The sequence below is a fragment of the Microbacterium sp. GCM10027623 genome (assembly GCF_042666935.1).
GTDB lineage: Bacteria > Actinomycetota > Actinomycetes > Actinomycetales > Microbacteriaceae > Microbacterium.
In genome coordinates, this window is record NZ_JBHTHE010000002.1 from 699,701 (window position 1) to 713,691 (window position 13,991).

Consider the following 13,991-nt stretch of genomic DNA (forward strand, 5'->3'; position numbering starts at 1 on the left):
GCGTGCTGTTCGGCGCGCTTCGACCTCTGAAGAGGTGTGCATGTTCCAGAAGATCCTGGTGGCCAACCGTGGTGAGATCGCGATCCGCGCGTTCCGCGCGGCATATGAAGTGGGCGCGCGCACAGTCGCGGTGTTCCCGTACGAGGACCGCGGTTCCCTGCACCGTCTGAAGGCCGACGAGGCCTACGAGATCGGCGAGCGCGGACATCCCGTGCAGGCCTACCTGGATGTCCAGGGGATCATCGACGTCGCCCTCGACGCCGGTGCGGATGCGATCTACCCCGGTTACGGATTCCTCTCCGAGAACCCCGATCTGGCGGAGAAGGCGGCCGCGGCGGGGATCACGTTCATCGGACCGCCCTCGCACGTGCTGGAGATGGCGGGCAACAAGGTCGAGGCCAAGCGTCATGCGATCGAGGCCGGTGTGCCGGTGCTGCGCTCGACCGAGGCGTCCGACGATGTCGACGCGCTCGTCGCGCAGTCCGACGAGATCGGCTTCCCGCTGTTCGCCAAGGCGGTCGCGGGCGGCGGAGGCCGCGGGATGCGGAAGGTCGACACCAAGCAGGAGCTCGCGCCGGCATTGGCCGAGGCGATGCGCGAGGCGGGAGCGGCTTTCGGGGACTCGCGGATGTTCCTCGAGCAGGCGGTCCTGCGGCCGCGGCACATCGAGGTGCAGATCCTCGCCGACGGGCAGGGGAGCACCGTGCACCTGTTCGAGAGGGACTGCTCCGTGCAGCGCCGTCACCAGAAGGTCGTGGAGATCGCCCCCGCACCGAACCTCGACGACGGCATCCGCGCGGACCTGCACCGGCATGCGATCGCGTTCGCGCGCTCGATCGGGTATCAGAACGCCGGCACGGTCGAGTTCCTGCTCGAGACCGAGGGCCCGCGCACCGGTGAAGTCGTGTTCATCGAGATGAACCCGCGCATCCAGGTCGAGCACACCGTGACCGAGGAGGTCACCGACGTCGACCTCGTCCGCGCCCAGATGCAGATCGCCGCCGGGGCGACCCTCGCCGAACTCCGCCTCGAGCAGGACGACATCCAGCTGCGCGGTGCGGCCCTGCAGTGCCGCATCACCACCGAGGATCCGTCTCAGGGGTTCCGCCCCGACACCGGCAAGATCACCACCTATCGCTCACCGGGCGGTGCCGGCATCCGCCTCGACGGCGGCACGACGGCGGCGGGCTCCCAGATCAGCCCGTACTTCGACTCGATGCTGTCGAAGCTCATCTGCCGTGGACGCTCTTTCGAGAGCGCCGTTTCACGGGCACGCCGCGCCCTGGCGGAGTTCCGCGTGCGCGGTGTCTCGACGAACATCCCGTTCCTGCAGGCCGTGCTGGATGACCGCTCGTTCGCCGCGGGCGACCTGTCGACCTCGTTCATCGACGAGCGTCCGGAGCTGCTGCGCGGACGGGTCTCGAAGGACCGCGGGTCCAAGATCCTGAACTGGCTCGTGGACGTGACCGTCAACAAGCCGCACGGCGAGAACCCCCTGGCGATCGCCCCGGCCCACAAGCTGCCCTCGCTCGATCTCACCCAGCCGGCTCCGGACGGCAGCAGGCAGCTGCTGCGCGAGATCGGACCCGCGGCCTTCGCTGCCGCTCTGCGCGAGCAGAAGGCGCTGGCCGTCACCGAGACGACGTTCCGCGACGCACACCAGTCGCTGCTGGCGACCCGCGTGCGCACCCGCGACCTCGTCGCCGTCGCGCCCTACGTGGCGCGCCTCACGCCCCAGCTGCTGTCGGTCGAGGCATGGGGCGGTGCGACCTACGACGTCGCACTGCGCTTCCTGGGCGAGGACCCCTGGGAACGGCTGGCCGCACTGCGCGAAGCACTGCCGAACATCAGCATCCAGATGCTGCTGCGGGGGCGGAACACGGTGGGATACACGCCGTACCCCACCCAGGTGACCGACGCGTTCGTCCGCGAGGCGGCCGAGACGGGCGTGGACATCTTCCGCATCTTCGACGCGCTCAACGACGTCTCGCAGATGCGTCCCGCGATCGAGGCCGTGCTCGGCACCGGCACCGCCGTCGCCGAGGCGGCGCTCTGCTACACCGGCGACCTGCTCAACCCCGCCGAGGACCTGTACACACTGGACTACTACCTGCGTCTGGCGGAGCAGATCGTCGACGCCGGAGCGCACGTGATCGGCATCAAGGACATGGCAGGGCTGCTGCGCCCGGCCGCCGCGGCCAAGCTCGTCACGGCGCTGCGCGAGCGCTTCGACCAGCCGGTGCACGTGCACACGCACGACACCGCAGGAGGTCAGCTCGCGACGCTGCTGGCCGCCAGCGCGGCCGGAGCGGATGCCGTCGACGTGGCCTCCGCGCCGATGTCGGGAACCACCAGTCAGCCGTCGCTGTCGGCGCTCATCGCCGCCCTCGCGCACACCGAGCGCGACACCGGACTCGACCTGCAGGCGGCATCCGACCTCGAGCCGTACTGGGAGGCGACGCGCCATCTGTACCGGCCCTTCGAATCGGGCCTGCCGAGCCCCACCGGCCGCGTCTACCACCACGAGATCCCCGGCGGGCAGCTGTCGAACCTGCGCCAGCAGGCGATCGCCCTGGGCCTGTCTGACGACTTCGAGCTCATCGAGGACATGTACGCGGCGGCCGATGCGATCCTCGGCCGCGTGCCGAAGGTGACGCCCTCGTCGAAGGTGGTCGGCGACCTCGCCCTGCACCTCGCGGCCGTCAAGGCGGATCCCGCCGACTTCGCGGAGAACCCCGAGCGCTACGACATCCCCGATTCGGTCGTCGGATTCATGGCGGGGGAGCTGGGCGACCTGCCGGGCGGGTGGCCGGAGCCGTTCCGCAGCAAGGTGCTGGCAGGGCGCGCGCCGAAGGCCGGGGTCACACCGATCACCGAAGCGCAGCAGACCGCCCTCGCGGGGAGCTCGGAGGAGCGACGCGGCATGCTCAACGAGCTGCTCTTCCCCGCGCCGACCAAGATCTTCCGCCAGGGCCGCGAGGAGTACGGCGACCTCTCGGTGCTGGACACCGCGGACTACCTCTACGGTCTCGTGCCCGGCGCCGAGCACGCGGTCGAGATGGAGCGCGGCGTGCGTCTCTACGTGGGTCTGGAGGCGATCGGCGAAGCCGACCCGAAGGGCATGCGCACGGTCATGACCACGCTGAACGGCCAGCTGCGGCCCGTCTCGGTGCGGGATCGCTCGATCGCGGTAGACGTGCACGAGGTCGAGAAGGCGGACACCTCCAAGCCCGGCCAGATCGCCGCACCGTTCTCGGGTGCGGTGACGCTGAAGGTCGAGGAGGGCGCGGTCCTGAAGGCCGGGGACGCGGTGGCATCCATCGAGGCGATGAAGATGGAAGCGGCGATCACGACACCGGTCGACGGGATCGTGGAGCGGCTCGCGATCACCGAGACCCAGCAGGTCGACGCCGGCGATCTTTTGGTCGTGATACGTCCGGCGCACTAACCTTGGGCGGGCGCATGTGCGCTCGGCTGGGAGTGAGTGACCGTGACTTCGAAGAACACCGCTGATCCCGACGGCGATGATTCGCTGGGCGTGCTCGACGACACCGCGTCGTCGGACACGTCGGCGATCGGGCTGCTCGGCGGCACTGCACAGGTGCGTGTCTCGCTGCCCACCGGCGGCGAGGACGACGACCTCGTGGACGATGAGGTCGTCGACGGCGAGATCGTCTCGGACCTCATCATCGACACGTCCGCCGTCGCCGACGCCGACACCCTGGCGCGCATCCAGCAGGATGCGTCGGAGATCGTGATCGAGTTGCCGGCCGAGGACGTCCAGCCCGAGGCGGCGGAGGATCCCGCTGTCGTGGTCGAGGTCGTGGACGAGGATGCGACGCCGGATGACGACGCGTCCGCTCCACTCGCGGTCGCGGCGCCGACGACACCCGACACCCGGCCCGCGGAGAAGCCAGGGACCGCGTCCGGTGAGAAGTCCGCATCCGGGACCGGACGCAAGCCGCGGGCGAAGTCCGCGTCGGACGTCCAGCCGGATCCGGCCGGTGACGCGGGACCCCCGAACGCCGAGCCCGCCGCGGGTGAGCCGGCCAAGTCCAAGCCGGCCAAGACGAAGTCCGTCAAGACCAAGCCCGCCGGCAAGACGAAGCCCGCAGCCGAGGCGAAGGGGGCCACCGAGGCGAAGGCGGCCACCGAGGCGAAGCCCGCCGCCGAGGCGGCACCCGCTGCGGATCCGGCTGCGGACAGGGCGCGGGCGGACGCGGCGACCGCCTCGAGCGCAGCGGCCGAGACGGCGGAGAAGGACGAGCCGGCCGCCGATCAGCCCGCCGTCGACGCGTCGGGGCTCTCCCACCTCGAATCGGTGGTCGCAGCGGCGAAGGCCGAGCTGCAGGAGGCCATGTCGCCGGCACCCGTACGCACCACCGGCGCCGCCCCGGACAAGCCCGGAAGACCAGAGGAGGTCCGTCCCGTGACGACGAACGACCCCGTACCCGCCTCGCGTCCCGCGAGCGAGACCGGCGCACATTCCGCAGCCGACAAGCCCGAGGTCGTACTGACCTCGAAGCGACTCGACGATCTCGGAGACGGAGGCCGCGAGAGCGCCGACCTGCTCACCGCCGATCGCCTGCTCGACCCGTCGAGGGTGTCCAGGCCGGAGCCGGAGGGCGCCTGGAGCCACCTGCTCTATACGATCACGGGTGGCCGCATCAACATCGGCGACGGGCGCAAGGCGCGCGAGCGCAAGCAGCTCAGCGCCCGGATCGCGGCGCCCATGCCGGGCAACGCGCGGTTCGTCCCCGTGCTCTCGCGCAAGGGCGGCGTGGGCAAGACGACGATCACGGCGCTGCTGGGCATGGCGCTCGCGGATGCTCGCGACGACCGCGTCATCGCGGTCGACGCGAACCCGGACCGGGGAACGCTCGCCGAGCGCGTCGTCGGCAGCCACACGAAGTCCGTGCGCGACCTCGTACGCGCTCAGCACGACATCCGCGGCTTTTACGACATCTCCGCGCTCGTGGCGCGCGACGAGACGCGCCTGGACGTCCTCGCATCCGACTCCGACCCCCGCGTGTCCGAGGCGTTCGGCGACGGCGACTACCGCGACGTCGCCACGGTCGCCGCGCAGTACTACTCGCTCGTCCTCACCGATTCCGGCACCGGCATCGTGCACTCGGTGATGGGCGCCACCCTCGACCTCGCCGATCAGCTCGTCATCGTCTCGGGCCTCAGCGTCGACGAGGCGCGACTGGCATCCGAGACGCTCACCTGGCTGGAGACCAACGGCCACGCCGCGCTCGCGCGGGAGGCCATCGTGGTGCTGAACCAGTCCACGCCGGGTGCACCCCTGGTGCGGCTGAGCGAACTGGAATCGCATTTCTCTACGCGCGCCAAGCACGTGCTGCGCGTGCCGTACGACCCGCAGATCGCCGGTGGCGGAGCCATCGACTTCGGCAACCTGCAGCCGGAGACCCGGCGTGCCGCGCGCGAGATCGCCGCGACGCTCGTCGAGGGACTCCGGGCGAAGGCGGCGTGATGGCGGTCCGTGAGATCCGCCTCTACGGCGACCCCGTCCTGCGTCAGGTGTGCGCGCCGATCGAGCACATCGACGACGGCGTGCGCGCACTCGTCGCCGACCTCATCGACACCGTGCAGCTGCCGGGGCGTGCGGGCGTCGCAGCCAACCAGATCGGCGTCGCGCTGCGCGCCTTCAGCTACAACATCGACGGCGACATCGGATATGTGATCAACCCGGTGCTCACTGAAGTGCGCGGCGAGCCGCAGCCCACGGGCGAGGGCTGCCTCTCGGTGCCGGGCTTGTGGCACGACACGATGCGCCACCCGTGGGCACGCGTCGAAGGCATCGACCTGGAGGGCGCGCCGGTCGTGCTGGAGGGGGAGGGGCTGCTCGCTCAGGCGCTGCAGCACGAGACCGACCACCTGGACGGCATGGTCTACCTGGGACGCCTCGAGGGCGAGACCCGTAAGCTCGCGATGCGTCAGGTGCGCGAGAGCGACTGGTTCTAGTCCTTCGACGGGCTCAGGGACCGTTCGACGGGCTCGGTGACCGTTCGACAGGCTCAGGGACCGTTCGACGGGCTCGGCGACCGTGGTCGCCGAACCCGTCGACGCATCAGCCCAGTGGCGTCGTCGTGGTGTGCACGGGCGCGTCGTAGATCTCGGAGATCTCGTCGGCGAAATCCTCCAGGATCACATTGCGCTTGATCGACAGCTTCGGGGTGAGATGCCCGCTCGCCTCGGTCCACTCGATCGGCAGGATCGTGAACTTGCGGATCGACTCGGCACGAGAGACGCCCTTGTTCGCACGATCGACGGCGCGCTGCACCTCCTCGTGAACGGCCGGGTGGCGGCTGGCGTCCGCCAGGGACATGTCAGACGGCAGCCCGTTGTTCGACAGCCATGCGGGCAGCATCTCCGAGTCGAGAGTGACCAGAGCCGAGATGAACGGCTTCTGATCGCCGAGGACCACCACCTGCCCCACGATCGAGTTGGCACGGATCGGGTCCTCCAGCATCGCCGGAGCGACATTCTTCCCGCCCGCCGTGACGATGATCTCCTTCTTGCGTCCGGTGATCGTCAGGAAGCCCTCGGAGTCGAAGGTGCCGATGTCGCCGGTGCGGAACCAGCCATCGTGGAATGCGGCCTCGGTGGCTTCGGGGTTGTTCCAGTACTCCTTGAAGACGTTGATGCCCCTGACCTCGATCTCGCCGTCCTCGTCGAGCCGGATCCCCACGCCGGGCAGCGCCGGGCCGACGGTGCCGATCTTCGACTTGTCGGCCAGGTTCACCGTCGCCGGAGCGGTGGTCTCGGTGAGGCCGTAGCCCTCCAGTATCACGACGCCGAGGCTGTGGAAGAAGTGTCCCAGGCGCGCGCCGAGCGGAGCGGATCCGGAGACCGCGTACGCCACGTTCCCGCCCATGGCCTCACGCAGCTTGCTGTACACGAGCTTGTCGAACAGGGCGAACTTCAGCCGCAGCCCGAGCGGGACCTTCCGCCCCTCCTCGCGCAGCGTCGAGTGCTCCACCGCGACAGCGGCCGCCGCCCGGAAGATCTTGCCCTTGCCGCCGGCCTCGGCCTTCTGCTCGGCGGAGTTGTAGACCTTCTCGAACACGCGCGGGACCGCCAGCAGGAAGGTCGGCTTGAAGGACCCGAGCGCAGGCAGCAGCTGCCTGGTGTCGGGCTGGTGTCCGGTGCGCACGCCCGCGTGGATGCCGAGCACGGAGATGAAGCGCGCGAACACGTGCGCGGTCGTGATGAACAGCAGCGTCGAGGCGCCGGGCATCGAGACGACGGCGTCGAGGGCCTTGGCGGAGTTGCGCGACAGCTCGACGAAGTTGCTGTGCGTCAGCACGCAGCCCTTCGGACGCCCGGTGGAGCCGGAGGTGTAGATCAGCGTCGCGATGTCGGAGCCGACGGCGAGGCCGCGTCGGCGCTGGATCTCGGCATCCTCGACAGCCGCGCCCTGGGCGGTGAGGGTGTCGATGGCGCCGAGGTGCATCTGCCACACCTCGCGCACCAGGGGAAGGTCGCCGCGCACCTCGTCCACGCGGGCGAAGTGCTCGGGCGACTCGACGATGAGCGCGGTGGCACCGGAATCCTCCATGATCCACTGGATCTGAGAGGGGGAGCTGGTCTCGTAGATCGGCACCATCACGGCCCCGGCGTAGAAGAGCGCGAAGTCGATCAGCGTCCACTCGTAGGTCGTGCGTGCGATGAAGCCGACCTTCTCGCCGGGCTGGATCCCTGCCGCGACGAAGCCCTTGGCGAGAGCGATCACCGCCGTCTCGAAGTCCTTGGCGCTGATGTCGCGCCAGCCGGCGCCCTCGGGCACCGAGAAGAGCGCCAGATCCGGCGTCTGCTGTGCGCGGATCGCGAGCAGATCGGAGGTGTTCGCCTCAGGGTCGGCGGGGACGATCGCGGGGACTTCGAACTGGACCACGGCAGCTCCTTCGGTACCGGATGGACGGGTTGCGTTCGAGTCTAGGTCATGACATCGAGTCGCAAGAACAAGGAAACTCGGTCGCGATGGTGCCGCGGCGATAGACTTCCTGACGATGTTCTACTGGCTGATGAAGTACGTCGCGATCGGACCGCTGGTCAAGGCGATCTTCCGCCCCTGGGTCGTGGGGCGGGACAACATCCCGACCACCGGCGCGGCCATCCTGGCGAGCAATCACCTCTCGTTCGCGGACTCCATCTTCCTGCCGCTCATGATCGACCGCCCGATGTCGTTCCTGGCCAAGAGCGACTACTTCACCGGTCGGGGCCTGAAGGGGTGGGCGACGAAGGTGTTCATGAAGGGCACCGGCCAGATCCCCATCGATCGCTCCGGCGGCAAGGCCTCGGAGGCCTCGCTGAACACGGGTCTGCAGATCCTCGGGGGCGGCGATCTGCTCGGCATCTACCCCGAGGGCACGCGCAGCCCGGACGGCCGGCTGTACCGCGGCCGGACGGGCATCGCACGGATGGCACTGGAAGCGAGGGTCCCCGTGATCCCGGTGGTGATGGTCGACACCGACACCGCGATGCCCATCGGCAGTCGCGTACCGCGCGTCATGCGGGTCGGAGCCGTCATCGGCGAGCCGCTCGACTTCTCCCGCTATGCGGGCATGGAGAACGACCGCTACATCCTGCGCGCCGTGACCGACGAGATCATGATCGCCCTGCAGCGCCTGGGAGCGCAGCAGTACGACGACGTGTACGCCTCCACGGTGAAGGACCGACTGCCGCAGAAGGCCTCCGCGCGGCGCTGAGACCCGATGGCCGGCTCGTCATGCGGCGAGCTCACGACCACCGCGGCCAGTAGGCTGGGTGGATGCTTCACTCGCACCCCGAACTCGACGCGTGGCGCTCACTTCCGATCAAGCAGCAGCCGCAGTGGCCGGATGCCGAGCGGGTGTCGGACGTGTCGGGGCAGATCGCCGCACTGCCGCCGCTGGTGTTCGCCGGCGAGGTGGACAACCTCCGGACACGTCTTGCCCGTGCGGCATCCGGGAAGGCGTTCCTGCTGCAGGGCGGTGACTGCGCCGAGACATTCGCCGGAGCGACCGCGGACCAGATCCGCAACCGCATCAAGACGGTGCTGCAGATGGCGGTCGTGCTGACCTACGGCGCGTCGATGCCGGTCGTGAAGATGGGGCGGATGGCGGGGCAGTTCGCCAAGCCGCGATCCAGCGACAGCGAGACGCGCGGCGATGTCACCCTGCCCGCCTACCGGGGCGACATCGTCAACGGCTACGACTTCACCGAGAAGTCCCGCGCGGCCGATCCCGGGCGGCTGCTCCAGGGATATCACACCGCGGCATCCACGCTGAACCTGATCCGGGCATTCACGCAGGGCGGTTTCGCCGACCTGCGCGAGGTGCACTCCTGGAACCGGGGCTTCGCGCAGAACCCCGCCAACCAGCGCTACGAGCGGATGGCCGCCGAGATCGATCGGGCCATCAAGTTCATGGAGGCGGCGGGAGCCGACTTCGACGAGCTCAAGCGGGTGGAGTTCTTCACCGGTCACGAGGGCCTGCTGATGGACTACGAGCGCCCGATGACGCGCATCGACTCGCGCACGGACACGCCGTACAACACCTCCGCCCACTTCCTGTGGATCGGAGAGCGCACCCGCGACCTCGACGGCGCGCACGTCGACTACTTCTCGCGCATCCGCAACCCCATCGGCGTCAAGCTCGGTCCGACGACGTCGCCGGAGACCGCGCTCGCCCTGATCGACAAGCTCGACCCGAACCGGGAGCCCGGGCGCCTGACGTTCATCACCCGCATGGGCGCCGGCAGGATCCGCGATGCGCTGCCGCCGCTGCTGGAAGCCGTGAAGGACTCCGGAGCGACCCCGCTGTGGGTGACCGACCCGATGCACGGCAACGGCATCACCACCCCCACCGGGTACAAGACGCGTCGTTTCGACGACGTGGTCGACGAGGTGCGCGGCTTCTTCGAGGCGCATCGCGCCGTCGGGACGTTCCCCGGCGGCATCCACGTCGAGCTCACCGGAGATGACGTCACCGAGTGCCTGGGCGGGTCCGAGCAGATCGACGAGGCGGGCCTGGCCACCCGCTACGAGAGCCTGTGCGACCCGCGCCTGAACCACATGCAGTCGCTGGAGCTCGCCTTCCTGGTCGCGGAGGAGCTCGAGAAGCGCTGACGCCTGCGATCGGCCCACGAAAGGAGCCGGATGCCGGTTCTGAGCCCTCAGAACCAGCATCCGGCTCCTTTTCCGTGTGGGTTCAGCCGCTGACGTTGAGGACGACGTAGATCTCGGTTCCCTTGCGGCGCATGGCGCCCGCTTCGGGGTCGGTGCTCTGCGCCTTGGTGAGACCGTTCGGGACTCCGTTCCAGAACGGGGCGTAATCCACCGTGAACCCCGCGTCCTCCAACTTCTTGGCCGCCTCATCCCGGGTCAGGCCCGCCACATCGGGCACCGCGAACAGCTGCGGCCCCTTGGAAACGGTCAGTGTGACGGTGTCGCCAGGACGCCAGCTGCCGCCTCCGGGGCGATCGGCGGTCTGTGAGATGACGCTGCCCTTCGGGACGGAGTCGCTCCACTGCTCAGGAGTCTTCCCGTCCACCTTCAGGCCCGCGTCCCCGAGGATCCGCTTGGCGTCGGCGAGCTCCTTGCCGGTGACGTCGGGCACAGCGCCGAGCGAGACCTGGATGCGTGCGTCGTCATCCTCGAACAGATCGCAGCCGTCGCCGCACGCATACGCATCGCCGCCGGCGCGCGGGGTGATCCGTACGTTCAGGACCAGGCCCTTCTCGAGCGCGGCGAAGTACTCCTCGACCTTCTCGTCGACGTTGACGCCGTTGGCCTCGAGGGTCTGACGCGCCTGGTCCTCGGCAAGGCCGCTGAGTTTGCTGACCGTGTGCTTGGCCGGTCCGGACGAGACGATGAGGGTGACGGTGCTGTCCTTCTCGACGCGCTCGCCCTCACCGGGATCCGAATCGATCACGTCGCCCTTCGCGACGTCGATGGACGACCTCTCGCTGGTCGCGGGCTGCAGCCCCTCCGCAGCGATCGCGCTCTGCGCCTCCGCGACCGTCAGACCGGCGACGGGGGGCACGGCGATCAGCGACCCCGGACCGGACCCGAACCACCATCCGACGCCGCCGGCGGCGACCGCCAGCAGCAGCACGAGCGAGAGCAGCAGCGCACCGCGCGCACGCCGGGTCGCGGTGCGCCGGCGCAGTCGGGTGCCGTTGTCCGGCGTCTCCGCGGACACCGGCGCCGTGGTGGTCGAGGCCATCGCCGTGCCGGGAAGGATCTTGGTGACGGCCCCGGAGTCGTGCTCGGCCGTCGACGTCGTCATCGTGGTGGTCACCGGGCTCACGCCGAGGTCGCGCTCGATCTCGCGCAACCGGTCGAGCATCGCCTGCGCATTCAGCGGACGATCGTCCGGAGTCTTCTCCGTCGCCCACAGCACCAGCTCATCGAGCTGCTCCGGCACACCGGGATTGCGGGCGCTCGGACGGGGGACCTGCTCCGTGGCGTGCTGGAACGCGATCTGCATGGGCTGCTCGCCCTTGTAGGGCTGCTCGCCGACGAGCATCTCGTACAGCATGATGCCCAGTGCGTAGATGTCGCTGCGGGCATCGGCGGTTCCACGCGTGACCAGTTCCGGTGCCAGATAGGCGATCGTGCCCAGAAGCTGCGCGCCGGTGGCCGTGTTCGCGCTGGTCGCGCGTGCGAGCCCGAAGTCGCCGATCTTGATGCGGCCGTCCTCGGCCAGCAGCACGTTCTCGGGTTTGACGTCCCTGTGCACGATCCCCGCGCGGTGCGCCGCGGACAGCCCCGACAGGATGGCGTCCATGATCGTGACGGTCTGGGTGACGGTGAGCCGTTTCTGCTCCCGCATGAGCTCGCGCAGCGTGATGCCGGGAAGGTACTCCATGACGAGATAGGCGAGTTCGCCGTCCTGGCCCTGGTCGAACACGTTCACCACATGCGGATCGGCCAATCGGGCCGCCGAGCGGGCCTCCTGGATGAACCGGCTCTGGAAGGCGGAGTCGTCGCTGAGGTGCGCGTGCATCACTTTCAGCGCGATGCGGCGCTCCAGCCGCATGTCGGTGGCGACGTAGACCGTGGCCATGCCGCCGCGGGCGATGCGCGCTCGCACGCGGTAGCGACCGTCGACAAGCCGCCCGATGAGTGGGTCGGCCTGCTGAGTGTTCACGAATCGAGTCTATGAATAACCGGCTGTGTGCCCCGGCAACGGCGCACCTCGGCCAGGTTTCGATCCGGTGACGAACCGCGTGTCGCCGAGCCGATCGTCACCGCAGTGACGCCAGCCAGTCGTGCGCCTGCGTCTCCCACTGGCCGTAGCGATCGGGGTACGCCGAGATCTGCACGGCCTGCGCCGCATCCGTGAAGGACTTCTTCTGCCATCCCGGAAGATCCAGCAGTCCGCGGCTGGCGGAGCCGTTCGGATCGCGCGGGCCGCCGTAGAACACGCGGATGCTGCGGTCGGCATCGAGGATCTGCTTCGCGGTGCCCCAGCCCTGACTGGGTCGCTGCTGGAAGAGTCCGAGCGAGTCGCGGTCGCCGTGATCGAGATTGCGCAGCGACGATTCGACCATCGCCGTGGCCAGCGCGATGGCGATGCCGCGGTCCGGCACGCCCAGTTCGCGCCCGACGCGGACGATGTGCGCGGCATGGGCACGCTGCGTCGCATCCAGCTTCGCGAAGCGCTGCGCGGGCGCCGGGGGAGCCAGGCGCAACGACTGGCCGGGGTAGATGATGCTTCCTTCGCCGAGCCCGTTGGCGCGCAGCAGTGAGGCCACGCTCGTGCCGTACTTCTTCGCGATGGCGAACAGGGTGTCGCCGATGACGACCTCGTGGGAGGCCGCGGCCGTCGAGGCCGGAGCGGAGGAGGACTTGGCGGGCGCGGCCTTCGGCGTCGAGGACTCCGGCCTGGAGGCACCGGCGGGCGCGGCGCCGATCCGCAGCTTCTGCCCCGGATGGATCACGGCGGAGCCGCCCAGGCCGTTCGCGGCGATGATCTTCGCGACCGTGGTGCGATACCGGCGGGCGATCGCGTAGACGGTGTCACCGCGCGCGACGGTGTGAGTCGTGACGGCGGGGGTCGGAGCGGCCGCCCGCGCGGGGGCAGGCTTCGCGGCGGGTTTCGCGGCGGAGGACTTCGACGTCAGCCGCAGCGTCTGGCCGGGGTAGATCACGGACCGCCAGCCCAGCCCGTTCCAGGCGAGTACGTCAGCGGTGCGCAGCCCATGGCGGATCGCGATGGCGGTGACGGTGTCGCCGGGTCTGACCGTGTAGGTGGTGCGCACGGTGGCCGCCTGGCGTACGGAGACAGCGGCGGTCTGCGGCACGCCGCTCGGGAGCGCGGTGTGCACGCGCGCCGACGGCGCGGCGCTGCGCACCTGTTCGGCGGCGTCCGCGGGCGCGGCGGTCAGCACGCTCGCGAGCGCCCCGATGACCGCCACAGGAGCCGTCATCTGGGCTGTTCGAGCGCGAGCGGAGCGAGTATGCATGTGGATCCCCCTGTTTGCCTCCTGACACGCTGACACGGTTGTAAACAGAAGTCAACAGAAGTGACTGGTGTGACTGGAGTTGTCTCGGGCGGCCGGGGCACGGCGTTCGTTCGCCGATGCGCCCGCCCCGGTGCGAAGCAGTCGGCGCGGATGAGATAGTGGACGGGTGCCTGAGAACGTCTCCGAAAACCTCGTCTGGCTGACCATCCCCGAGCTCGTCGAGGTCCTCGACGAGACTCCCGGCCGCGTGCGTCGGCTGCTCGACGAGCACTATCTGATCGGTTCGCGACGCAACGGCGTCTTCGCCGTGCCCGCGATCTTCATCGTCGACGGTCGGCCGCTGTCGTCGCTGCGCGGCACGGTGATCGCCCTGCAGGATGTCGGATTCGACGATGACGAGGTCATCGACTGGCTGACGACCGAGGAGGAGACCCTGGGAAGGACCCCGATCGCCGCTCTGCTCGACGGTCACAAGAGCGCCGTACGGCGTATCGCGCGCACGCTGGCCTGAGACC

At 69.4% G+C, this 13,991-nt stretch carries 9 protein-coding genes; 6 read left to right on the top strand and 3 right to left on the bottom strand.

Going from position 1 to position 13,991, the window contains the following annotated elements:
* The first annotated feature begins 40 nt into the window (after positions 1–40).
* The 3 genes from ACFQY2_RS10725 to def are packed head-to-tail and all read left to right on the top strand — an operon-like array spanning position 41 to position 5,985.
* The gene (locus ACFQY2_RS10725; protein ID WP_378745779.1) at positions 41–3,448 is read left to right on the top strand and encodes a pyruvate carboxylase; all 3,408 of its coding nucleotides are present in this window, start codon (positions 41–43) and stop codon (positions 3,446–3,448) included.
* 42 nt (positions 3,449–3,490) lie between these two features.
* On the top strand, positions 3,491–5,494 hold the full coding sequence (locus tag ACFQY2_RS10730; RefSeq protein WP_378745780.1) for a MinD/ParA family protein: 2,004 nt from the start codon (positions 3,491–3,493) through the stop codon (positions 5,492–5,494).
* A complete protein-coding gene (gene def / locus ACFQY2_RS10735; protein WP_378745781.1) occupies positions 5,494–5,985 on the top strand; it encodes a peptide deformylase in 492 nt (163 codons plus the stop codon). Before ACFQY2_RS10730 ends, def begins: the two co-directional genes overlap by 1 nt.
* Before the next feature lie 106 nt (positions 5,986–6,091).
* Here the strand turns inward: def and ACFQY2_RS10740 are convergent, their stop codons facing one another.
* Positions 6,092–7,918, bottom strand: a complete 1,827-nt coding sequence (locus ACFQY2_RS10740) for an AMP-dependent synthetase/ligase (RefSeq protein WP_378745782.1) — start codon at positions 7,916–7,918, stop codon at positions 6,092–6,094.
* A gap of 115 nt (positions 7,919–8,033) precedes the next feature.
* Here ACFQY2_RS10740 and ACFQY2_RS10745 point away from each other — a divergent pair, with 115 nt between their 5' ends.
* Both ACFQY2_RS10745 and ACFQY2_RS10750 read left to right on the top strand, forming a co-directional pair.
* Entirely contained in the window at positions 8,034–8,732 is a 699-nt protein-coding gene (locus tag ACFQY2_RS10745) for a lysophospholipid acyltransferase family protein (protein ID WP_378745783.1), read from the top strand.
* Positions 8,733–8,794: 62 nt separating this feature from the next.
* Positions 8,795–10,132, top strand: a complete 1,338-nt coding sequence (locus ACFQY2_RS10750) for a class II 3-deoxy-7-phosphoheptulonate synthase (protein WP_378745784.1) — start codon at positions 8,795–8,797, stop codon at positions 10,130–10,132.
* Between the two features lie 82 nt (positions 10,133–10,214).
* Here the strand turns inward: ACFQY2_RS10750 and pknB are convergent, their stop codons facing one another.
* Positions 10,215–12,158 (bottom strand): Stk1 family PASTA domain-containing Ser/Thr kinase, encoded by a 1,944-nt coding sequence (gene pknB, locus ACFQY2_RS10755; protein WP_378745786.1) that lies wholly within the window; start codon positions 12,156–12,158, stop codon positions 10,215–10,217.
* 97 nt (positions 12,159–12,255) lie between these two features.
* The gene (locus ACFQY2_RS10760) at positions 12,256–13,440 is read right to left on the bottom strand and encodes a LysM peptidoglycan-binding domain-containing protein (protein ID WP_378745787.1); all 1,185 of its coding nucleotides are present in this window, start codon (positions 13,438–13,440) and stop codon (positions 12,256–12,258) included.
* 202 nt (positions 13,441–13,642) lie between these two features.
* Here ACFQY2_RS10760 and ACFQY2_RS10765 point away from each other — a divergent pair, with 202 nt between their 5' ends.
* Complete coding sequence (locus ACFQY2_RS10765; protein ID WP_378745788.1) at positions 13,643–13,987, top strand: Rv2175c family DNA-binding protein; 345 nt, start codon at positions 13,643–13,645, stop codon at positions 13,985–13,987.
* The last annotated feature ends 4 nt before the right edge of the window (positions 13,988–13,991 follow it).

Excerpts from the sequence above, each read along its gene's own strand:
- ACFQY2_RS10725 (WP_378745779.1), top strand. The coding sequence starts at position 41 with ATGTTCCAGAAGATCCTGGTGGCCAACCGTGGTGAGATCGCGATCCGC.
- def (WP_378745781.1), top strand. The coding sequence starts at position 5,494 with ATGGCGGTCCGTGAGATCCGCCTCTACGGCGACCCCGTCCTGCGTCAG.
- ACFQY2_RS10745 (WP_378745783.1), top strand. The coding sequence starts at position 8,034 with ATGTTCTACTGGCTGATGAAGTACGTCGCGATCGGACCGCTGGTCAAG.
- ACFQY2_RS10750 (WP_378745784.1), top strand. The coding sequence starts at position 8,795 with ATGCTTCACTCGCACCCCGAACTCGACGCGTGGCGCTCACTTCCGATC.
- ACFQY2_RS10760 (WP_378745787.1), bottom strand. The coding sequence starts at position 13,440 with ATGACGGCTCCTGTGGCGGTCATCGGGGCGCTCGCGAGCGTGCTGACC.